At 71.1% G+C, this 21,404-nt stretch carries 17 protein-coding genes; all 17 read right to left on the bottom strand.

Annotated elements, in window-relative coordinates; genetic code table 11:
- Nucleotides 1-36 precede the first annotated feature (36 nt).
- Nucleotides 37-456 carry a DUF3037 domain-containing protein gene (locus QM572_RS11850; protein ID WP_415093311.1) on the bottom strand — a complete coding sequence of 140 codons (420 nt, stop codon included), beginning with the start codon at nt 454-456 and terminating at the stop codon, nt 37-39.
- The gene (locus tag QM572_RS11845) at nt 444-1,211 is read right to left on the bottom strand and encodes a HipA family kinase (protein ID WP_415093309.1); all 768 of its coding nucleotides are present in this window, start codon (nt 1,209-1,211) and stop codon (nt 444-446) included. The genes QM572_RS11850 and QM572_RS11845 overlap by 13 nt, the downstream gene beginning before the upstream one ends.
- Nucleotides 1,208-2,062 (bottom strand): PPK2 family polyphosphate kinase, encoded by an 855-nt coding sequence (locus QM572_RS11840; RefSeq protein ID WP_415093307.1) that lies wholly within the window; start codon nt 2,060-2,062, stop codon nt 1,208-1,210. Before QM572_RS11840 ends, QM572_RS11845 begins: the two co-directional genes overlap by 4 nt.
- 10 nt (nt 2,063-2,072) lie before the next feature.
- On the bottom strand, nt 2,073-2,573 hold the full coding sequence (locus QM572_RS11835; protein ID WP_415093305.1) for a phosphoribosyltransferase: 501 nt from the start codon (nt 2,571-2,573) through the stop codon (nt 2,073-2,075).
- The gene (locus QM572_RS11830) at nt 2,570-3,145 is read right to left on the bottom strand and encodes a regulatory protein RecX (RefSeq protein ID WP_415093303.1); all 576 of its coding nucleotides are present in this window, start codon (nt 3,143-3,145) and stop codon (nt 2,570-2,572) included. Before QM572_RS11830 ends, QM572_RS11835 begins: the two co-directional genes overlap by 4 nt.
- Complete coding sequence (recA, locus tag QM572_RS11825) at nt 3,135-4,196, bottom strand: recombinase RecA (protein ID WP_415093316.1); 1,062 nt, start codon at nt 4,194-4,196, stop codon at nt 3,135-3,137. The genes QM572_RS11830 and recA overlap by 11 nt, the downstream gene beginning before the upstream one ends.
- Nucleotides 4,197-4,318: 122 nt before the next feature.
- The gene (locus QM572_RS11820; RefSeq protein ID WP_415093301.1) at nt 4,319-4,513 is read right to left on the bottom strand and encodes a DUF3046 domain-containing protein; all 195 of its coding nucleotides are present in this window, start codon (nt 4,511-4,513) and stop codon (nt 4,319-4,321) included.
- Nucleotides 4,514-4,529: 16 nt separating this feature from the next.
- Nucleotides 4,530-4,802, bottom strand: coding sequence for a helix-turn-helix domain-containing protein (locus QM572_RS11815; RefSeq protein WP_415093299.1), 273 nt, complete (start codon nt 4,800-4,802; stop codon nt 4,530-4,532).
- A gap of 83 nt (nt 4,803-4,885) precedes the next feature.
- Nucleotides 4,886-5,353 carry a CinA family protein gene (locus tag QM572_RS11810; protein WP_415093297.1) on the bottom strand — a complete coding sequence of 156 codons (468 nt, stop codon included), beginning with the start codon at nt 5,351-5,353 and terminating at the stop codon, nt 4,886-4,888.
- Between the two features lie 21 nt (nt 5,354-5,374).
- Nucleotides 5,375-13,024, bottom strand: coding sequence for an Ig-like domain repeat protein (locus tag QM572_RS11805; RefSeq protein ID WP_415093295.1), 7,650 nt, complete (start codon nt 13,022-13,024; stop codon nt 5,375-5,377).
- Nucleotides 13,025-13,213: 189 nt separating this feature from the next.
- Nucleotides 13,214-13,789, bottom strand: coding sequence for a CDP-diacylglycerol--glycerol-3-phosphate 3-phosphatidyltransferase (gene pgsA / locus QM572_RS11800; protein WP_415093293.1), 576 nt, complete (start codon nt 13,787-13,789; stop codon nt 13,214-13,216).
- Between the two features lie 39 nt (nt 13,790-13,828).
- Nucleotides 13,829-14,272: a hypothetical protein gene (locus tag QM572_RS11795; protein WP_415093291.1), complete on the bottom strand. Its 444-nt coding sequence runs from the start codon at nt 14,270-14,272 to the stop codon at nt 13,829-13,831.
- Nucleotides 14,269-14,982 carry a TIGR03943 family putative permease subunit gene (locus QM572_RS11790; RefSeq protein WP_415093289.1) on the bottom strand — a complete coding sequence of 238 codons (714 nt, stop codon included), beginning with the start codon at nt 14,980-14,982 and terminating at the stop codon, nt 14,269-14,271. The genes QM572_RS11795 and QM572_RS11790 overlap by 4 nt, the downstream gene beginning before the upstream one ends.
- The gene (locus tag QM572_RS11785) at nt 14,979-15,941 is read right to left on the bottom strand and encodes a permease (RefSeq protein WP_415093287.1); all 963 of its coding nucleotides are present in this window, start codon (nt 15,939-15,941) and stop codon (nt 14,979-14,981) included. Before QM572_RS11785 ends, QM572_RS11790 begins: the two co-directional genes overlap by 4 nt.
- A gap of 4 nt (nt 15,942-15,945) precedes the next feature.
- A complete protein-coding gene (rimO, locus tag QM572_RS11780; protein WP_415093315.1) occupies nt 15,946-17,364 on the bottom strand; it encodes a 30S ribosomal protein S12 methylthiotransferase RimO in 1,419 nt (472 codons plus the stop codon).
- Nucleotides 17,365-17,389: 25 nt separating this feature from the next.
- A complete protein-coding gene (locus QM572_RS11775) occupies nt 17,390-18,958 on the bottom strand; it encodes a helix-turn-helix domain-containing protein (RefSeq protein ID WP_415093285.1) in 1,569 nt (522 codons plus the stop codon).
- Nucleotides 18,958-21,351 (bottom strand): DNA translocase FtsK, encoded by a 2,394-nt coding sequence (locus QM572_RS11770; RefSeq protein WP_415093313.1) that lies wholly within the window; start codon nt 21,349-21,351, stop codon nt 18,958-18,960. The genes QM572_RS11775 and QM572_RS11770 overlap by 1 nt, the downstream gene beginning before the upstream one ends.
- Nucleotides 21,352-21,404: the final 53 nt, after the last annotated feature.

Below are 21,404 nucleotides of genomic sequence, written 5' to 3'. Positions count from 1 at the left end.
CTCGCCCCCACTCGCCCTGAGGGGAGGCCCCACTCGCTAGCTCACCAGGTGATCGAGCAGGCGCTGGATCTCCCCGGCGGGGTCGGCGGTCATGCCGCCGTGCACCGGGCCGGGCTGGAGCACCGTGCTGCGGGGCGCCTTGAGCAGGCCGAAGCGGGCGCTCTCGCCGTCGGCCAGCACCCGGTCGCCGTACGCCGTCGCGCGGGTGCCCACCCCGAGCCCGGCGTGCGCCTCCCCGGAGCAGACGAGCTCCACGGCGGCGAGGGCCGCCCGGACGGAGCCGAGGTCGAGGTCGGGGGCCAGCGCCCGCAGCCGCGGCTCGTCGAGACGCGAGGCGGAGCGCAGGAAGTGGACGTCGGGGCAGTAGAGGACGACCCCGACGTTGAGGAACTCCTCGCGCTCGACGCGGGGGACGCAGCGCAGCACGACGTACTGGTAGGGCGTCAGGGCAGCCATGGCCGCTCCCCCTCCACGCCGTCCCGCCGTGCGCGCAGGAAGGCGACGTAGCGCTCCCGGACCTCGTCCGGGCCCTCCGCCCACGGATAGTCGTCGAGCCACGCCTCGGGCACGTCGGCGACGATGGCCGCCAGTGCGTCGTCGGTGAGCCGTGCCGCGAGGGAGCCGTCCTCGGCGCGGGCGACATCGGCCGAGCCGCCCAGGATGTGCTCGGCCGTGTCGTAGGCCTGCCGGGCGAACCGCTGCGGATCCCCGGCGCCGCCGGGCCACGAGTGGTGGAAGTAGAGGCTGGCGCCGTGGTCGATCACCTCGACGGCGGCGTTCCAGACCAGCATGTTGGGGTTGCGCCAGCTGCGGTCGACGTTGGCTGCGAAGGCGTCGAGCCAGAGGATCCGGCCGGCGAGGCCTGCGTCGATCTCCGTGGTCGCGTCGAACCCGAAGGAGCCGGGCAGGAAGTCGATGCCGAGGTTGGCCCCCGTGCTGGCGTTGAGCAGGTCCTGGACCTCCTCGTCGGCCTCGTAGCGGGCGATCGCCGGGTCCAGGTCGAGCACGCACTGGGCCGGCGTGGCGATGTCGAGGGCCCGGGCGAGCCCGGCCACGATCACCTCCGCCACCAGCACCCGCGGACCCTGCCCGGCGCCCCGGAACTTGCACACCCACGTGCCGAGATCCTCGCCCTCGACGACGCCGGGCAGGCTGCCGCCCTCGCGCAACGGCGTGACGTAGCGGGTCACCCGGACGGTCTCGAGTGTCACGAGACGGTGTCCTCCGCCAGTCGCCGCCTCTCCGCCTCGAGGTCGAGGCCGGCCGGCGTCGGCCAGCCCAGCCCCATGTCCTCGAGGTGCTCGCGCAGGAGCCGCGCGATCGCCAGATTGCGATACCACTTCCTGTCGCTCGGCACGATGAACCAGGGGGCGTGCTCGGTGTTGCACCGCTCCAGCGCGATCTCGTACGCGCGCCGGTAGTCCGCCCACAGCTGCCGCTCGTCGACGTCGCCGGGGTTGTACTTCCAGTGCTTGGCCGGGTCGTCCAGCCTGGCCAGGAGCCGCTCCTTCTGCGCCTCGGGCGAGATGTGCAGCATGCACTTGAGCACCACCGTGCCCTCGTCCACCAGCCGCCTCTCGAAGTCGTTGATGGCACCGTAGCGACGCTCGATCTCGGCGTCGTCGGCGAAGTGCCGCACCCGCTGGATCAGGACGTCCTCGTAGTGCGAGCGGTCGAAGACCCCGATGAACCCGAGCGGCGGGACCGCCCGCTCGATCCGCCAGAGGAAGTCGTGCGAGCGCTCCTCCTCGGTCGGCGCCTTGAAGGACGTCACCCGCAGCCCGACCGGGTCCATGAGGGCGACCGTGTGCTTGAGGACGCCGCCCTTGCCGGAGGTGTCCATGCCCTGGAGGACCAGCAGCAGCCGTCGTGGCCGCTCGGACTCCTTGCTGGCCATCACGCGGGTGGCGAGGTCGAGCAGGTCGGGGCCCAGCGCGGCCAGCCTCTCCTCGCCGTCGCTCTTGTCGCCTGAGATGGCCGGTGTCGCCGCCGGGTCCCAGGCGGACAGGTCGACCGGCCCCGGCGGGACGCGGAGCGCCTCGGCCAGGCTCTCCTCACTCATCGCCGCGCCCTCAGTGCGCCAGGCCGCCGTGGCGGTTCACCAGCGGCGGGGTCGAGGACCAGGGGAAGTCGATCCATCGGTCGACCCGCCGCCAGACGTAGTCGGGGTGGATCACCGTCCACGGCTTCTCGTAGATCACCGCGGTCCGCACCTCGGCGACGTGGCCCTGGAGGAACTCGTAGACGACCTCGAGGGTCTTGCCGGTGTCGGCCACGTCGTCGGTGACGAGCACCTTCATGCCGGTCAGGTCCACCGCCTGCGGGGTCGGCGGGAGCATGATCGGGACCTCGAGCGTCTCCCCCACCCCGGTGTAGAACTCGACGTTGACCGCCGAGAGGTTCTTCACGTCGAGCGCGTAGCCCAGGCCCATCCCCAGGCCGAGCCCGCCGCGGGCGATCGCCAGGACGATGTCGGGCTCGTAGCCGGAGTCGACCACCTGCTGGCCGATCTCCCGCACGGCGGTGCCGAACAGCTCGTAGGTCAGGACTTCACGCTCGGACGACTCGCTCACCCGTCGGAGTCTAGTGATTCGCGGATCAGTCGCAGGGCGAGCTCGCCCGAATAGCCCTTGCGGCCCAGCACCCCGAGCAGGCGCCGCGTCCTGGTCGCCTCGTCGAGGCGCGACATCGAGCGCAGTCGCCTCCGGATCAGCTCGCGGGCCGCGTCCTCCTCGGCGGCCGGGTCGAGCTCGTCCAGAGCCGTACGGACCACCTCGTCGTCCACGCCCTTGCGGCGCAGCTCCTGGGCGATGGCACGGCGCGCCAGGCCCTTGGAGGCCTGACGGCCGTCGGCCCACATCCGGGCGAACGCGGCGTCGTCGACGAGCCCGACCTCCTCGAAGCGGTCGAGGAGGCGGGTCGCGATCTCGCCCGGGACGTTGCGGGCGGCGAGCTTGTCCGCCAGCTCCTTGCGACTGCGCGCCCGTCCGGTCAGCTGGTCGAGCAGGATCGTGCGCGCCACCGACTCGGGATCCGGCTCAGGATCGACGCGTGGGTCGGCCGGAGGCGTGGACCCCGCGACCCACGCGTCGACCCCGAGCCGGACGTCCCCCGCCCACTCGGTGGATCTGGACTCAGAAGTCATCGACGCCGATGGGCTGGTCGGACAGCTCCGACAGGTCGTCGGGGACGTCGACGTCGCCGGCGACGCCGAGCTTCTCGAGGATCTTGCGCTCCAGCTCGGCTGCGAGGTCGGGGTTGTCGCGCAGGAAGTTGCGGGCGTTCTCCTTGCCCTGACCGAGCTGGTCGCCCTCGTAGGTGAACCAGGCGCCGGCCTTGCGGATGAGCCCGGCCTCGACGCCCACGTCGATGAGCGAGCCCTCCTTGGAGATGCCCTTGCCGTACATGATGTCGAACTCGGCCTGCTTGAACGGCGGGGCCACCTTGTTCTTCACGACCTTGACGCGGGTGCGGTTGCCGACCATGTCGGTGCCGTCCTTGAGCGTCTCGATGCGACGGACGTCGAGGCGGACCGAGGAGTAGAACTTCAGCGCCCGGCCGCCGGTCGTGGTCTCGGGCGAGCCGAACATCACGCCGATCTTCTCGCGCAGCTGGTTGATGAAGATCGCGGTCGTGCCGGAGTTGTTGAGCGCGCCGGTCATCTTGCGCAGCGCCTGGCTCATCAGCCGCGCCTGGAGGCCGACGTGGGAGTCGCCCATCTCGCCCTCGATCTCCGCCCGCGGCACCAGCGCCGCGACGGAGTCGATGACGATGAGGGACAGCGCGCCCGAGCGGATCAGCATGTCGGCGATCTCGAGCGCCTGCTCACCGGAGTCGGGCTGGGAGACGAGCAGCGCGTCGGTGTCGACGCCGAGAGCCTTCGCGTACTCCGGGTCGAGCGCGTGCTCGGCGTCGACGAACGCGACGATGCCGCCGGCGCGCTGGGCGCTGGCCACGGCGTGCAGCGCGACCGTCGTCTTTCCCGAGGACTCGGGGCCGTAGATCTCCACGACCCGGCCGCGCGGGAGCCCGCCGATGCCCAGCGCCACGTCGAGCGCGATCGAGCCGGTCGGGATCACCTCCAGCGGCGCGCGGGTCTCGTCGCCCAGTCGCATGACCGAGCCCTTGCCGAACTGCTTCTCGATGTTGGCGAGCGCGGCGTCCAGCGCCTTCTCGCGGTCTCCACCAGCCATGATGGTCACTCCCTTGGTCTTGTCTGTCTTGGCCATCTGCTTCTTCGTCGTCATCAGGAGTGGACGCTAGAGGCGACCACGGACAAAAGCAGAGTAGACCGAACAGATGTTCGATCAAAGGATCTCTATCGGAGTGTCGCGGGCAGGTCGAGGGCGGTCCAGGCGGCGGCCCAGACCTCCTTCGGCGAGTACCCCGCGTCGAGCGCCTGGCGCGCGGTGCGGGAGCCGAGCTCGGCCATCACATACCGATCGGCCCACACCTCGTAGTAGCCCGTGCCCAGCACGGACTCGAGCCGGGCCCAGAGCTCGGTGTGCCTCACCAGCGCGAGCCCGGGATCAGGCGGCGGAGGCGACGACTCCGCCGCCGAGCGCGAGCTCCTCGACCGCGACCGCGGCGGAGACCTCGCGCAGCACCTGCGAGAGCGGGACGTCGAGGGCCTGGCAGAGCGACGCGAGCAGCTCGGAGGACGCCTCCTTCTGGCCCCGCTCGATCTCGGAGATGTAGCCCAGCGAGACCCGCGCGTCGGCCGAGAGCGCGCGCAGCGTCATCCCGCGCTCCACGCGCTGGGCACGCAACACGTCACCCAACATGCGCCGAAACAGCACCACGGGCGCACACCTCCTTCATGACCCTTCGCGAGCTTGCTGTCCAACCTACCTGAGACCGGTTCAACGCCGGGGACCCCACCCGGTTATTCCGGGAGCCGATCAAGCAGCAGCCGGAGCGCGGCGGCGCAGGCCGCGTCCTGGATAGCGGCGCGCCCACCGGTGAGACTGAGACGAGTCGCCCGCGTTCCGTCCGGCCCGGCGACGCCGACGAAGACCGTGCCCACCGGCTTGCCCTCCTGCGTGTCCGGGCCGGCCACGCCGGTGGTGGCGAGCCCGTACGTCGTCCCGGTGGCCGACCGGATGCCGGCGGCCATGGCGCCGGCGCACTCCGCCGAGACCACGCCGTGCTCCTCGACCAGCTCCGCGGGAACGCCGAGGAGGTCCACCTTGAGGGCCGTCCAGTAGGTCACCGCTCCCCCGGCGTACGTCTGTGAGGAGCCGGGGACGTCGGTCAGCAGCTTGGCCAGCCGGCCACCGGTGAGCGACTCGGCCGTGGAGAGACTCGCGCCGCACGCCCGCAGCGAATCGTGCAGGCGTGCGGCGCTCGTCATGCCGCTGATCCTAGGCGGGCGTCACTTGACCTTGACGACCTTGGTGAACGTCGCGGCCTTGGACGTCGCCGAGGCGGTCAGCACGAGCTTGAGCTTGTGCTTGCCCTTCTTCAGCTTCTTCTTCAGCTTGATCACGGCCTTGCCCTTGGTCACGGTGAAGGTCCCGATCTTCTTCTTGCCGTCGTAGACGGTGACCTTGCCGTTGATCACGGTCGAGGACGCGCCCTTGGCGGTGAAGGTCACCGTCAGCTTCTTCGTCTTCGCCTTGATCTTCGCCGGGACGCTGGCCCCGACCACGGGAGCCGGGTTCCCCGGCGTGCCCACGGCCGGCGCCGTGACGTGGAGCGTGGCGACCGTGCTGCTCGTGGCGAAGTTGCCGTCCCCGGCGTAGGTGACGGTGACCAGGTAGTCACCGGCCGCCAGGCCGCTCGTGGCCGCGCTCAGCGAGGCCGCGCCGTCGGAGAGGACCCCGCTGGCGAGGACCGCGCCGTTGAGCGTGAGCGTGACCGCACCCGTCGGCTTGAACGGACCGCCGGCGCTCACGGTGACCGGGAAGGTCGCCGCCTGGCCGGAGGTGGCCGTCGCGTCCGAGGCGGCGACCTGCGTCACCGCCGCCGAGACGGTCAGGGTGAACGACGCCGAGGAGGAGTTCAGCGCGTCGTCGCCGGAGTACGCCGCCACGATCGTGTGGGTGCCGGCCGAGAGGCTGACCACGCTCAGGGAGAGCGTCGCCGTGCCGCCCGACAGGGTCGCGGTGCCGAGGGTGGCGGCACCCTCGCTGAACGTCACCGTGCCGGTCGCCGTCGAGGAGCCTCCGCTCACCGACGCCGTGAGGGTGCCGGCGGCGCCGTACGTCGCCGTCTGCGCGCCCGCCGTGACGGTGCTGTCGGCCTTGACCGACGGGTCGGTGACCGTGAGGGTCGCCGATCCCGTGGAGCCGGCGAAGTTGTCGCCGCCTCCGTAGGTGACCGTCAGGGTGTGGCTGCCCAGGGCCAGCTCGCCGGTGGCGACGCTCAGGGTGACCGCGCCGTCCGCCAGCGTCCCCGTCGCGAGGACGGTGGAGCCCTCGCTCAGGGTGACCGTGCCGTCCGGCTTCGCCGTCGCGCCGGAGGCGACGTTGGCCGTGATCGACGCGGTGGAGCCCTGCGCGACGCTGGCGTCCGAGGCGCCGACGTTGGTGGCGGCCTTGGCGACCGTGAGGCCGAAGGTCGTCTCCGAGCCGCCGAGCAGCGCGTTGCCGGCGTACGTGGCCTTGATGGTGTGCGTTCCCGCGCCGAGGGTGACCTCGGGGAGGGAGAGCGTCGCCACGCCGCCGGAGCCGATCGTCGCCGTTCCGATGGTGGTGGAGCCCTCGCTGAACGTCACCGACCCGGACGGGCTGTCACCGGACACGGTGGCCACGAGGGTGCCTGCCGCGCCGTAGGTGGCCGTCTGGTCCTCCGCCGTCGTCGTCGACTCCGGGGTGGGCAGGCCGAGCGGGATGAGCACCTCGGTGCCCGTGGTGTCGCCGGTCACCCGGAGGACGCCCTCGGCGCCGGCCGGAAGCGTGACCGTGAACGAGGCCGAGCCGTAGTAGTCGTACGGCTGGGTGCCGTTGCCGTCGTGCGTGACGGCCACACCGGAGGCGAGCACGGTCGAGCCGAGGCTCACCGTCAGCGTGTCGTCCTTCTTGCTGACCGTGTCGACGTTGGCCGTGTTCAGGTCGAGGGACGCGAGGTTGACGGTGACGGAGTCGCCGGCCTCGTACACGTTGGGCGTGTCGTCGGTGTCCGCGGTCAGCGTCGCCCGGACGGCGCGCTGGCTGTAGTCCACCTGCATCGGGTCGGTCTCGTACTGCGCCATGTAGGCGACCTGCGCCTCGAGGTCGGACAGCTCCGTGTCCTCCGGGTCGGCGCCGTTGGCGAGCTCCCAGAAGTTGTCGCCACCGGTGGCGAGGAAGGAGTTGACCGTCACCGAGTACGTCGTGTTCAGGTCGATCGGCTCGCCGTTGAGCCACATCGCGGTCACCGTGCCCAGCGTGGCACCGGTCGGCTTCGCCGGGTCCTGCGCCTCGGTGTAGGTGTAGGTGAAGCCCTTGCTGATGCCGAGCTTGAGGAACGGACGGGCCGGGATGTTCCCGTTCACGTCGCGCTGCCACTGCTCCTCGAGCACCTTCTTGATCTGGGCACCCGTGAGCTTCATGTTGACCAGCTCGTTGGCGAAGGGCTGGACGTCGGCGGCCTCACGGTAGGTGAGGTCGTAGGCGTCGCCGTTCTTCGTGCCGGCGGCGTCGGCCCGGAGGCCGCCCGGGTTCATGAAGGCGATCTCCGCCGAACCGTGCTGCGAGTCGGCCGTGGCCCAGCGCTGGATCTCGGCGACCTGGTTGCCCAGGGTCGACTCGCCACCGCGGTTGTCGGTGTTGTCGGCGAGCTTGGACCGGTAGAGCGGGCCGCTCATCTTGCCGAGGACGGTCGCGCCGATCTCCTCGGACGCCGCCTTGGCCTGGTCGACGATCGCCTTCACGTCCGCGTCCTGCGGGTAGTTGAAGTTGGTGCCGACGGCACCCTTCACCCCCACGTTGTTGGCCACGACCGTGACCGGCTCGTCGCTGGAGTCGAAGGAGTAGACGAGCTGGTCGAGCGCCATGCCGTAGGAGCCGGCCTGCATGACCGGACGCTTCGTGATCGCCTTGCCGCTCCAGCCGTCCACCGCGTAGGAGCAGCTGTACTCCAGGTGGGTGTGGCCGGAGAGGATCGCGTCGACGTCGTCGTTGACGCCGTTGACGATCGTGGAGAAGGCCGTGCCGGCCGACGGGATCGTCGAGCAGTCGGTCGTCGCCGCGCCCTCGTGGGTGAGCAGCACGACGAGGGCCGCACCGTCGCTCTTGAGCTGCGTGGCGAGCTCGTTGACCTTCGCGACGGTCGCCTCGTTGTCGAGGACGGCGACGCCGTCGAGGTTGGCCGGGCTCTGCAGCGACACCAGGTCCGAGGTGACCGTGCCGACGAAGCCGACCTTCACCTTGTTCCCGGTGAGCGGGTTGGTGACCTCGATCGTCTTGGTCCCCGGGGTGACGTTGTCGCCGGCCTTCAGCGGGCCGTCGCCGTCGGGATCGGTGGAGTAGATCACGTTGGCCGCGAGGTAGTCGCCCCAGCTGAGGCCGCCGTCGGCGCCGTACGGGTTGGTGTCGGCGTCGTAGGCCTTCTGGATCCGGTCGACCAGGTCCTTCCAGCCCTTGTCGTACTCGTGGTTTCCGACCGAGCTGACGTCGAGGCCCATGTCGTTGAGGGCGTCGAGAGCCGGCTTGTCCTGCTGGGTGAACGACTCGAAGACCGAGGCGCCCACGTTGTCACCGGCCGAGGCGAAGATGGTGCTGTCCTCGCCGTAGATCGACCGCAGCGACTTGACCGCCCCGGCGAGCGGCGCGGCGCCGCCGTCGGAGGAGTCGGCGAGCAGGCGACCGTGGAAGTCGTTCACGCCGAGGAGCTGGACGTCGCCGACCTTGTCCTCGTTCGCGACCGCGTCGAGCGTGAACCCGATGATCTCCGGGTTGTGGTCCGAGCCGCGGAACGGCACGGTCCCGTCGAAGAACTGCGTGGCGTTGGAGTTGTAGCGCCCGTAGTCGTAGGCGTCGGTCTCGTTCGCGTTGATCTCCCACACGTCCGTGCCGGTGATGTGCGTGCTGAGGCCGGCGCTCACGAAGACGTGGTCGATCGACCCGGCGGCGCCGTAGGAGACGGTGTCCCCGGTGGGCACCGCAATCTTCGTCGAGAAGCTGTAGGTGAGGTCGTTCGGGTCGTCGGACTCCTTGAGGGTGAACCCGAGGCCGCCGTTCTCCACCTTGTTGGCGTCGCTGGTCAGCACGGCCTTGACCGGGTCCTCGCCCGTGTAGGCGTTGAAGTCACCCATGAGGAAGACCTTGTCGGTGCCCCACTTCTTCGCGAACGCGGTCGCGAAGCGGAGCGCCTCCTGGGCCTGCGCCACCCGGTTGCCGTTGTTGGCGCCGACCCGGGCGTCGCTGTAGTTCTCGTTGTACTTCCCGGTCGTCGGGCTGGTCTTGGCCTGGCTCACGCCGCTGGTGCTGTCGTTGCCCTTCGACTTGAAGTGGTTGACGACGACGGCGAAGCCGTTGGAGTTCGGGTCGCCGATCCGCTTGAAGTACTGCGCGAGCGGCTCACGGGCGTTGTCGAACGGCGAGCTGGTGGCGTTGCCGTCGGAGTCCTTGAAGACGTAGTTGCCGTAGGGGTCCGACGTGCCGTTGACGGTGTAGCCCGGGAAGTCGATGTCCGACTGCCCGACGGGGACGATCTTCGTCTTGTCGTAGATGAAGCCGGGACGGATCACGTCCTGCATCGACGCGTAGGAGCAGCTCGACGTGGCTCGCGACGCGTCGTTGCCGACGATGGCGCTGCCGTCCGCGCGGGTGATCGAGCAGAGGTGCACGACGGAGGTGGCGTCGGTGGCCTCCTCCGGCGAGGCGACGAAGGCCCACTTCGCGGTGCCGCCGTCGGCGACGAGGTCGGCGTTGAGCTTGTCCACCAGGTAGCTGATGGTCTCGTCGCGCCAGGCGATGTTGGTGCCCTGGCCCTGGTCCTTGAGCTCGCTGGTGTCGGCGGAGCCGACGAGCGGGTGGAGCGGGTCGGTCTTGATGCCGCGCTTGAGCTTGTTCGGGTTCTCGAGCTCCTCGAGGGAGACGATGTCCGCGTCCAGGCCGTTGATCGCGGTGACGATCTTCTCGGTCTGCCGGGCCTGGTCCTCGGCCCGCGCGGCGCCGCGCGGCGCGTTGGCCAGACCGGCCGTGTAGCCGGTGACGGCGCCGGAGACGGTGTCCCACGCGTTGGCCTGGCCGGAGGCCGAGACGCACTGGTAGGTCAGGACCCGGTTGCCGGCTCGGTCGTAGTCGTACTGGCAGCCGGGCGTGGTGTCCGACTGCGTTCCGTCGGCCGCGTTGCCCGTCTGGTCCGGGGTCTCGCCGGTGATCGGGCTGGTCTTCAGGCCGGGGTTGTTGGCGGCGAAGGCCTCACCGGTCTCGGTGAAGAAGTTCTCGACGTTGTAGGTCGCGATCTTCAGCGCGTCGCTGTTGCCGCCCGTCACGTCGGCCGGAGCCGCGTTCTTGGTGCGGGTGTTCTCGAAGCCGATCACGTCGGTGCCGAGGTCCACCGTGCAGCCCGTGTGCGGGGCCGCGGTGGAGCAGCCCGTCGCGCTGACGGAGCGCTCCGGCTGGAGGTACCACTTGCCCGCGCCGCTGGTGCTGCTCGAGGCGGACATGTCGTGGCGGTAGTCGAGGATGACCGCGTGTCCGGCCGGGAGCTGGACGTGCGCACCCACGCGAGCGCTGGTGGTGGCGTCCATGAACGGCAGCGGGATGTCGCTGTTCTTGCTGGCGTACGGCTTGTAGTGCGTCGAGGACGTGGTGTACATCGTGCTCGTGCCGGCGCCGAGGAAGTAGCCGCGGTTCACGGTGTCCGTGTCGTACGTCGTGAGGCAGGCGGCGTCGTCGGAGCCGACCGCGATCGACGAGTTCTCGGCGACGTTGTCGCCGCACTTCTCGGTCGACTGGATGAGCGGCTTGTCGCCGGTCGCGACGCCGAGCTCGCCGTCGGTCTCGTACTGGTAGGTGTCGGTGATCACGACGTCGGTCGGCGCGAACGCCTCGCCCTCGTGGGCCTCGCGGTCCGCGTACGTCGCGGGCAGCGTGGTCTGGAAGGTGATGCCGCCGAGCGAGGACACCTTCGTCACGGTCGTCGTGTACTTCGTGCTGGAGCTCGTCGTCGCGTTGAGCTCGGTGAGCGTCTCGGCCGCCGTGGAGACCGAGTTGTACTCGCTGATCTTGCCGTTGGCGCTCACCGAGTCGCCCACCGCGATGGTGTCGCCGTTCGAGTCGAGGCCGCTGAACGAGGAGCCGCCGTAGACGAAGATCGCGTCCGACTTGCCCGGGGTCGCGTCCGTGGCGCCGCCCGACCCGGCGGTCTGGATGTAGAAGCCGCACAGGCCGCAGGTGAGCGCGCCGGCCGAGCTGTAGCTCTTGGTGTAGACGCCGGTGACGACCCCCTGGACGGTGACCGTGCAGCCGTTGTACGGCGACGTGCCGGTCGAGCCCTGGACGTCGGCGATCGAGCCCGGCGCCGCCAGCGTGGTGTCGCAGGTCGCGGTCGTGGTGGTGGCGGTGCCGGTGGTGCCGGCCGAGTTGGTCGGCGTCGGCGGGCTGCTCTCCGCGAAGTCGGTGGCGTTGTTGTTGGTGTCGGAGTCCACGGGGGTGCGGGCGGCCGAGCTGTTCAGGCTGGTCGCGAAGCCGGTCTGCGCGCCCTCGTAGGCGATCGCGTTGTAGGAGCCGGAGGGACCGTAGCCGAGGGCGTCGACCACGTGGTCGACGCTGCTGAGGTCACCGACCGGGAGCGAGACCGCGGCCTGGGTGTCGAGCAGCGCGATCGTCCCGTCCGCGTAGTGCCACGCGAGGGAGGAGGTGGCGTCGGCGGTCGGCAGCGCGGTGCCGGCGCCCGTGGAGCTGGCCGATCCCGAGATCAGGAAGTAGCCGTGGGCCGGGATGGTGCCCGAGATGTTGGACTGGGAGGTGGCGCCGGCCGTCGGCGTGGTCGCGCTCGAGGCGGCCATGTACGCCAGGGAGGTGCCGGTCAGCGACACCGCGGTGTCGTTGGTGTTGTAGAGCTCGACGAAGCTGTTCTTGAACGGGGCGCCCGTGTAGCCGCCGTCGCCCCAGACCTCGCTGATCACCACGCCGCTGACGTCGCCGGCGGAGAGCGGCGCGCTGACGGTGATGGAGAACGTGCCGGTCGTGACCGAGCCGCTGTCGTCGGTGACCGTGACCGCGAGACCGGACGAGGTGCCCAGGGTCGTCGGCGTGCCGCTGATGATGCCGGTGCCGGCGCCGAGCGAGAGGCCGGCCGGAAGCGTGCCGGAGGCGAGCGCGTAGCTCTTGGTGCCCGAACCGCCGGTGGCACTGATCTGGAGGCTGTACGCCGAGCCCTGGTACGCGGTCTGGTCCGCCGGCGTGGTCACGGCCAGGGCGGCGACGTTGTTCAGCTTGTTGGTCGGGGAGAGCGTGCCCGCGGTGAAGTCGGTGGCGTTGACCTCGTTGTCGTCGTGGGCCGCGTTGCGGGAGACCGAGGTGGTGTTGCTGGGGGCCGGCGTGGGTCCGGCGCCCTCGAACTGGTTCGCCGTCGAGCCGAAGCCGACCATGTCGGCGACGCTGGCCCAGGTGCCGGTCCCGGAGGTCACGGCGCCCGCCGCGAGCTGCGTGGACGTCAGCGCCGTGGTGCTCTTGACCAGGAAGAGCTTGCCGGCGGTGCCGCTCAGCGCGGCCGAGCCGGTCGCGTCGGGAGTCGGCAGGTCGGCCGTGCCGGCGGACCCGGCGGCCTCCTGGATCAGGTAGTAGCCGTTGGCCGGGATGGTTCCGGTCAGCGCGGTGTTGTTGGTCGCGGTGATGCTGGTGCCCGCCGCCGAGGTGTACTGCACGCTCCAGCCGTCGAGGCTGACCGCGCTGCTGGTCGGGTTGTAGAGCTCGATGAAGTCGTTCTTGTACGTCGCGCCGCTGTTGCCGCCGCCTCCGTAGACCTCGTTGATGACGACGTGGTCGCCGTTCGCCGCGTGCGCCGCGGGGACGTTGAAGAGCTGGACTCCCGCGAGGGCGAGTGTCGCCCCGAGGACTGAGCCGATGAGACGGCGTGAAACGGACATACGAACAGGACTCCCCGGTAGATGCGACACAACGCGCAGGGAGGGTCCAGACAGACACCTCCCCAGATAGGGGGTAGTACATCAGGGATTTCTCAGGGTGTGTCAGGGATCCGGTGAAACGCGTGTTACATCTTGTGCAACGAACGTTACAGAACGGACACGGGTACCTGGGTGCCCGCTGTGGGGGCGCTAGGCACGCGCGGTCTTGCGCCTGAGATCCGCGAAGAACTGGTAGCCGGAGACCAGCGTGAGCACCACGGCCGCGACCAGGCAGAGCTGGAAGGCGTAGTAGAAGACCTCGCCGACTCCGTGCCAGAACGGCGTCGCGTCGGGGTCGCGCAGCGGGAGCGTCAGCCCCCCGAGCGCCAGGCCCTGGATGGTCGTCTTCCACTTGCCGAGCTGGTCGGCGGCGAGCACCACCTTCGACGCCACGACGAGCCGCACGACGGTGACCAGCCACTCCCGGACGAGGACCACGATCGTCACCCACCACCAGATGTCCCCGAGGATCGAGAGGCCGACGAAGGCCATCCCGGTGAGCAGCTTGTCGGCGATCGGGTCGGCGATCTTGCCGAAGCTGCTCACCACGCCGTACTTGCGGGCGAGGTCGCCGTCGACCTTGTCGGTCACCATGGCGACGAAGAAGACGCCCCAGGCCAGGAGCCTCAGCCAGCCGTTGTCGCCGCCCTCGGCCAGCAGCGCCCAGCCGTAGAAGGGGACGAGCAGGATGCGCAGCGAGGTCAGCAGGTTGGGCAGGTGCTTCACGCGTGCACCCTAGGGCATGTCCCAGCGGCGGCGGGCCGGTCAGTAGCCGGGGCACTCGGTCGTCAGGAAGCCGCTGAAGGCCGACGACTGCGCCTGGACCAGGTCGGCCGAGTCGGGTGAGGGCGTCGGCTGCGGGGCGTACTGCTTGAGCAGGTCGCGGATCCACCACAGCCTCCCCGCGTCCTGCATCGTGCTCATGCCCGGCGGCGTGCCGACGGAGACGAAGCCGATCGCCGCGCGGCGCAGGCGGTCGATCGCGTCGTCGCTCCCGGCGCTCATCACCTCCGAGTAGGCGTCGGCGACCTTGGCGTAGGAGGCGCAGAAGGTGGCCGCCTCGACGGGTCCGGGAGACGCGGTGGCCGTGACGGCTGTCGAGGGCAGCCCCGTGTCGCCGGAGCCGTCGCTCCCGGTGTCGAGGCCGGTCGTCGCCACCAGGAGCCCGATGACGGCCAGGAGCCCGACCAGGAGGGCCGGGCGCCTCACCGGTAGGTCTCCTCGGGCTCGGGGACCCGTTCGAGCGAGGTTCCCGCGAGCGTGACCTCGGACCTGCTGCTGGGGCCGAGCGTCCCGGTCACGGCGACCCACTGGTCGCGTGGCGGCGCCTCCAGCCCGTCGACCTCGACCCGGTTGATGACGGCGTCGGCCGCGCAGCACCGGATGGAGATGACCGTGACGAACCAGTGGCCGGCGTCGTCGGTGCTGACGAATCCGGTGAGCCGCACCTCGCGGTCCTTCACCGAGGCGCCGCCGTCGGTCACCGCGCGCCACTGGAACTCGTCGAGCGCGACGTCGACGGGATCCCCCTCGGCCAGCGGTGGGAAGGTCGTGCCGGCCGGGACGGTGACCGCGCTGGAGGCTCCGCGCTCGGCGAGGTAGGCGCCCAGCGGCGGGGGCGCCACGAGGAAGACGATCAGCCCGGGAACGAAGAGCATCCACGTCGTCCAGGTGCGCCCGTGAACGTGCCCGCCGTGGTCGTGGTCGTGGTCGTCGTGTCCCGCGGGGCGTCGCCGGCCCGTCGTACGCCACTGCTGGAGGATCGGCTGGAGCGCCAGGACGATCAGGAGGAGGCCGCAGGCGAGGATCGGCCAGCGCATCCAGGCGCGTACGAAGCGGAGATACTCCGTCGAGAGGCTCAGCCGGACCAGCACGGCGCCGGCGAACCCGAGCGCGATGCTCTGCGTCTCGCGGTTCACAGCAGCCACCACCCCGCGAGGCAGGCGCACACCACGGCACAGCCGAGGACGAGCGGGACGAACCGGGCCGCGAACGCCATCCCGAACTGGCCCGCCTCCTGGGCGGCGAGCTTGACGTCCATCGCCGGCCCCACCACGAGGAACACCAGCTTCGCGGTGTCGGAGAACGCGGTCAGGCTCGCGGCGACGAACGCGTCGGACTCCGAGCAGAGCGCCACCACGAAGGCGAAGAGCGCCATCGCGAGAACGGAGGCGACCAGGTGGCCCCCGACCGAGTCGACGATAGAGCGGGGGACGAGGGTGTTGATCGCGGCGGCGATCATGGCGCCGATCATCACGAAGCCGACCGAGTGCAGGAAGTCGTGGCGCACCGTGCCGAGGTACTGGCTCCACCCGGTGCCGTGGGTGGGGTTCGGGGCGACGGTGATCGGCACCTCGCGGCCGCGGGCGAGCCACACCCAACCGACCACGACCGCGGTCGCGAGCGAGGCGAGGAAGCGCGCGAGCACCATCTCGGGCCTTCCCGAGAACGCGACGGCGGTGGACGCGATCACGGCGGGATTGACCGCGGGGGCGGCGAGCAGGAAGGTCAGCGCGGCAGCGGGCGCGACGCCCTGGCGCATGAGGCCGTTCGCGACGGGGACCGCGGCGCACTCGCATCCCGGGAGGCAGACGCCGGCCAGTCCGGCGGCAGGCACCGCGAGCCGCGGGTCGCGCGGGACGACGCGCTCGAGCATCCGCTCGGAGACGAGGGTGGAGATCGCCGCCGAGAGCAGCACCCCGCCGACGAGGAAGGGCATCGACTGCGTGGCGATCGCGATGAACATCGTCGCCCACGTGCGCAGGGCCTCGCTGTCGAGGGCCGGAGCCAGCACCGGGCGGCCGAGGAGCAGCACGGCGACGACGAGCGTGGCGATCACCGCCTGCTCGGCGCGTGCGCGCTCGGCGACCCTGCTCATCGGGTCAGCTCACGAGACGGGCGACCAGGTCGACGCCCTCGGTGCCGACGACGACGGCGCGGACGATGTCGCCGGGGCGGGCGTCGACGGCGCGGGCCTCGGGGGTGCCGACGACGGTCGTGGTGCCGTCGACCTCGGGACCCTGATGCGCCGCCCGGCCCGTTACCGCGGCAACGCCGTCCTCGACCGACCCCGTGCTCTCGACCAGGATCTCGACGTACTCCCCGATCCGCTCCTCCGCGCGCTGCGCGTTGAGCTCCTCGACGAGGGCCTGGACGTGCGCCGTGCGCGCGAGGATCTCGTCCTCGTCCAGCTTCAGCTCGTCGGCGAAGCCGGCGGCCTCGGTGCCGTCCTCGTCGGAGTACCCGAAGACGCCGGTGACGTCGAGCCGCGCGTCGGTGAGGAAGTCGCAGAGGATCTCGAGGTCCTCCTCGGTCTCCCCCGGGAAGCCGACGATGACGTTGGAGCGCACACCGGCCGTCGGGGCGAGGGCGCGCACGTCGCCGAGCAGTGAGAGGAAGGACTCCGGGTCGCCGAAGCGCCTCATCCGCCGCAGCACCGCGTTGCTCGCGTGCTGGAAGGAGAGGTCGAAGTAGGGCACGACGCCGGGCGTCGTCGCGATCGCCCGGAGCAGGCCGGGCCGGGTCTCGGCGGGCTGGAGGTAGGAGACGCGGACCCGCTCGACGCCCTCCACCGCCGCCAGCTCGGGCAGCAGGGTCTCCAGCAGCCGCAGGTCCCCCAGGTCCTTCCCGTACGACGTCGAGTTCTCGCTCACGAGGAAGAGCTCCTTCACGCCCTGCGCGGCGAGCCACTGCGCCTCGTGCAGCACGTCGGAGGGCCGGCGGGAGACGAAGGAGCCGCGGAACGCGGGGATGGCGCAGAAGGTGCAGCGCCGGTCGCAGCCGCTGGCGAGCTTGAGCGGCGCCCACGGCTCGTCGCTCAGCCGGGCGCGCAGGTCGTCGAAGCCCGGCGTCGACACCGTCGAGGCGTCGCGCTCCACAGGGCTGATCGGGAGCAGGAGCCGACGGTCCTGCGGCGTGTGCGGATGGTGCGCCTCGCCGTTGACGATGGCGGTCAGCTTGGCGGCGATGTCGGGGTAGTCGTCGAAGCCGAGCACGGCGTCGGCCTCGGGCAGCGAGTCGGCCAGCTCCTTGCCGTAGCGCTCGGCCATGCAGCCGACCGCGACGACGGCCTGGGCGCGGCCTCCCTGGTTGGCCGAGGCCTTCAGGTCCGCGGCCTCGAGGAGAGTGTCGACGGAATCCTTCTTGGCCTGCTCGACGAAGCCGCAGGTGTTGACCACGACCGTGTCGGCCTCCGCCGGGTCGGCGACGAGGGTGAAGCCACCGGCCGCCAGGCGGCCGGCGAGCTCCTCGGAGTCGACCTCATTGCGGGTGCACCCGAGGGTGACCATCGCGACGGACAGTCCACCGGAGGCGACGTCAACCCGGTCAGTCATGCGGGCCAGCGTAGATCCGCTGGCCCTCAACTCCCGTTTCGCCGACCGCGCTCGCCTTGGCTCCGTCCACCGCGACGGTCAGGGAGCCGTCGGAGGACTGGACGCGGACCGGCGGCGACACCTGGACCGTGGTCGACTCGCCGAAGGCGAGGCTCCCGGTGTAGACGACGTTGCCGCCGGCGTCGCGGACGACCACCTCGGCGCCGCCGCCCGCGGCGGTCAGGACCACCGGGACGGCCGCGGCGAGCTTGCCGTAGGGGTTGGAGGTGCCGGACGAGCCGCTGGAGAGGCCGATCGACGGCGTCGGGTCCGGCGAGGCGCCGTCGAAGACGAGCCGCGCGACCGACCAGAGCAGCACGACGGACATCACGGCGGCGACGAGGACCGACCAGTTCGGGCCGGAGCGGCGCAGCGCGCCGCCGGTCGAGCCGGTCAGGCCGGTGAGGTCGCTCTCGAAGACCCGGGACGGCTCGATGGGCGCGTCGGCGTACAGCTCGTCGTACTCGGCGAGGAGGGGCTGCACGTCCATGCCGAGGACGCGGGCGAGGGTGCGGAGGTGGCCGCGGGCGTAGAAGTCGCCGCCGCAGGCGGCGAAGTCGTCGCGCTCGATGCTGGCGATGACGTGGGAGCGGATCCGGGTGCGCTGGGAGAGCTGGTCGACCGAGAGACCGAGGTTCTCCCGCGCGCTCACCAGGACGGGCCCGATCACCGGGACGACCGGCTCGGCCTCCTCGGGGACGCCGTCCTCGTCGACGGCCGACGCGGAGCCGGCCCACTCGCCGTCGAAGGGGTCGAAGGCGTGCCGCAGCTCCCCCGCCTCCGGGAGCTCGTCGCGGACCGAGCCCTCGCCGGCGTCCAGCGCCAGCGCATTGGCGCCCACGGTGGCCGTCACGGTGTCGCGCTCGGGCGTGAGGAGCGGCCGCGGCCGCTCGGCGGTGGTCTCCATCTCGGACTCGGCCGCCGGGCCCGTCACGCCGTCGCCCGGACCGTCCGTCGCACTGCCGGACGGGCTGTCGGACGGCCCGTCGGGAGCGCCGTCGCCGAAGGAGGGGTCGATCTCCACGATCGAGGTGGTGCCGGCCGAGAGGTCGGCCAGGCGCGCGGAGAGCGAGCCCCCGGCGGGAGTCATCCGCGTGGTGAGGCCGAGCGGCAGCACGAACGGGGCGCCGTAGAGCCGCTCGGTGAGCCGGGCGTGGCGGCGCGCGCCGGGCTCGAGACCAGCGACGAGGGCGTCCTCGTCGGAGGGCAGCAGCACCAGGCGGCCGTCGCGCAGCCAGCTCGTCCGCGGGAGGTGCTCGACCTCCTCCAGGCCGCTCCAGGGCAGCCCGATCCAGTCGCGGCCCAGCCGCAGCCGGACGCCCTGCTCGTCGGCGAGCAGCAGCGGCACGCGGGCGTCCCAGGCGGACCAGAGCTGCCCGGCCGCGATGAGCAGCAGGACCAGCCCGAGCGCGAGGTCGAGACCGCCGCCGAGGCGGACGAGGAAGGCGAGCGCGAGCGCCCCCGCGACGACGCCGACGACGGCGCTGAGCCGGCCGTTCCTGCTGACTTCGATCTGCTCCATCACTCCCCCTGGATCGTGAAGAGAACGGCCTCGAGCTCGTCGGGCTTGACGAGCACGTCACGTGCCTTGGAGCCCTCGGAGGGCCCGACGACCCCGCGCGACTCCATGATGTCCATCAGGCGGCCGGCCTTGGCGAAGCCGACCCGCAGCTTGCGCTGCAGCATGCTCGTCGAGCCGAACTGCGAGGTGACGACGAGCTCGATCGCCTGGAGCACCAGGTCGAGGTCGTCGCCGATGTCGTCGTCGAGCTCCTTGCTGCCGCCGGCGGGGGCCGTCACGTCCTCGCGGTACGACGGCTCGAGCTGCGCCTTGCACGACTTCACCACGGCCTTGATCTCGGCCTCCGACACCCAGGAGCCCTGGACGCGGATCGGCTTCGAGGAGCCCATGGGGAGGAAGAGCGCGTCACCCTGGCCGACGAGCTTCTCCGCGCCCGGCTGGTCGAGGATGACCCGGCTGTCCGCGAGGGAGGAGGTCGCGAAGGCGAGCCGCGACGGCACGTTGGCCTTGATCAGGCCGGTGACGACGTCCACCGACGGCCGCTGGGTGGCGAGCACGAGGTGGATGCCTGCGGCACGGGCGAGCTGGGTGATCCGGACGACCGAGTCCTCGACGTCGCGCGGAGCGACCATCATCAGGTCGGCGAGCTCGTCGACGATGACGAGCAGGTAGGGGTAGGGCTCGAGGGTGCGCTCGCTGCCGAGCGGCACCTCCACCTTGCCCGCGCGGACGGCCTTGTTGAAGTCGTCGATGTGCTTGAAGCCGAAGTTGGCGAGGTCGTCGTACCGCTGATCCATCTCGCGCACCACCCACTGCAGGGCCTCGGCGGCCTTCTTGGGGTTGGTGATGATCGGCGTGATGAGGTGTGGGATGCCCTCGTAGGCGGTGAGCTCGACCCGCTTGGGGTCGACCATCACCATGCGGACCTCGTCGGGCGTGGAGCGCATCAGGATCGAGGTGATCATCGAGTTCACGAACGACGACTTGCCCGCGCCGGTGGCGCCGGCGACGAGCAGGTGGGGCATCTTCGCGAGGTTCGCGACGACGAAGCCGCCCTCCACGTCCTTGCCGAGTCCGGCGATCATCGGGTGGTGGTCGCCGCGCGCGGTGCTCGAGCGCAGCACGTCGCCGAGCGTCACGATCTCCTTGTCGATGTTGGGGATCTCGACGCCGACGGCGGACTTGCCGGGGATCGGGCTGAGGATGCGGACGTCCTCGCTGGCCACGGCGTAGGCGATGTTCTTCTGGACGCCGAGGATCTTCTCGACCTTGACGCCCTGGCCGAGCTCGACCTCGTAGCGGGTGACCGTCGGGCCACGGGTGTAGCCCGTGACCGAGGCGTCGATCGAGAAGTCGTCGAGCACGGTCTGCAGTCGCATCACGACCGCGTCGGAGGCCTTGGAGCGCGCCTTGTGCGGCGAGCCCTCCTTGAGCACCGACTCCTCGGGCAGCGTGTAGACGACGTCGCCCGAGAGCGGCAGCTGCTCCCCCATCGCGATCGGCCTGCGGCGCTTGGCGGTCGGGTCGGGGTCGATGAACGGCGCGGGCGCCGGCTCCTCGATCACGTCCGTCTCGGGCTCGACGAGAGCGTCGAGCGGGTCCACGAACGGGTCCTCGGCGAAGAGGTCGTCGATGGTGAGCTTCGGCTCGCGCTTGCGGCGGCGCCTCGGCTCCTCCTCCACGACGGGGGTCTCGTAGGCGTCGGGACCCATGTCGGGGTCGATGAAGGAGTCGCCGAGGTCGCTGATGGGGTCGTGTGGCTCGGTCGCGTCGTCGTCGCGGTCCGCGCCGTCGCGCGGGCCGAGCAGCCGGTCGCGCAGGTGTCCGAGCTTGACCGGCACCTCGTAGAGCGGCGTCGCGGTGATGACCAGGATGCCGAAGAAGGCCACCAGCAGGAGCAGCGGCACGACGACGTACGCCGTGCGCAGGAGGTCCAGCAGCAGCGCGGCCACGACGTAGCCCACGGCTCCCCCGGCATCCTGGAGCGCCGCGGCGTTGCCGTTCTCGGGCTGCGGGTTGCCGTTGGCGATGTGCACGATGCCGAGCACGCCCAGGCCGAGCGCCGACCAGCCGATGACCTGACGGCCCGCGGGGCCGGTGCCGACCGGGTCGCGCATGGTGCGGACGGCGACGTAGACGAGCGCGAGCGGGACGAGCCAGCCGACCTTGCCGACCGAGCCGGTGACGAGGGTGCGGACGAAGCCGAGCACGCCGCCCTCGATGCCGAACCAGACGGCCGCGGCGACGACCACGGCGGCGCCGAGGATGGACAGGCCCAGGCCGTCGCGGCGGTGCTCGGGCTCGAGGTCGCGCGCGGTGTAGCCGATGCTGCGGGCGAGCGTGCCGATGCCCTGGGCGACGGCGAGCCAGATCGCGGCGATGCCGCGGGCCAGCGCGAGGAAGAGCGAGGCGATCGGCCCCCGGCCGTTGCGCACCGCCCGCGGCG

Source organism: Nocardioides sp. (assembly GCF_047607365.1).
In the GTDB taxonomy this organism is placed as follows: domain Bacteria; phylum Actinomycetota; class Actinomycetes; order Propionibacteriales; family Nocardioidaceae; genus Nocardioides.
The sequence above is the reverse complement of the archived record's forward strand: the minus strand, read 5'-3'. Positions and strand labels throughout refer to the sequence as shown.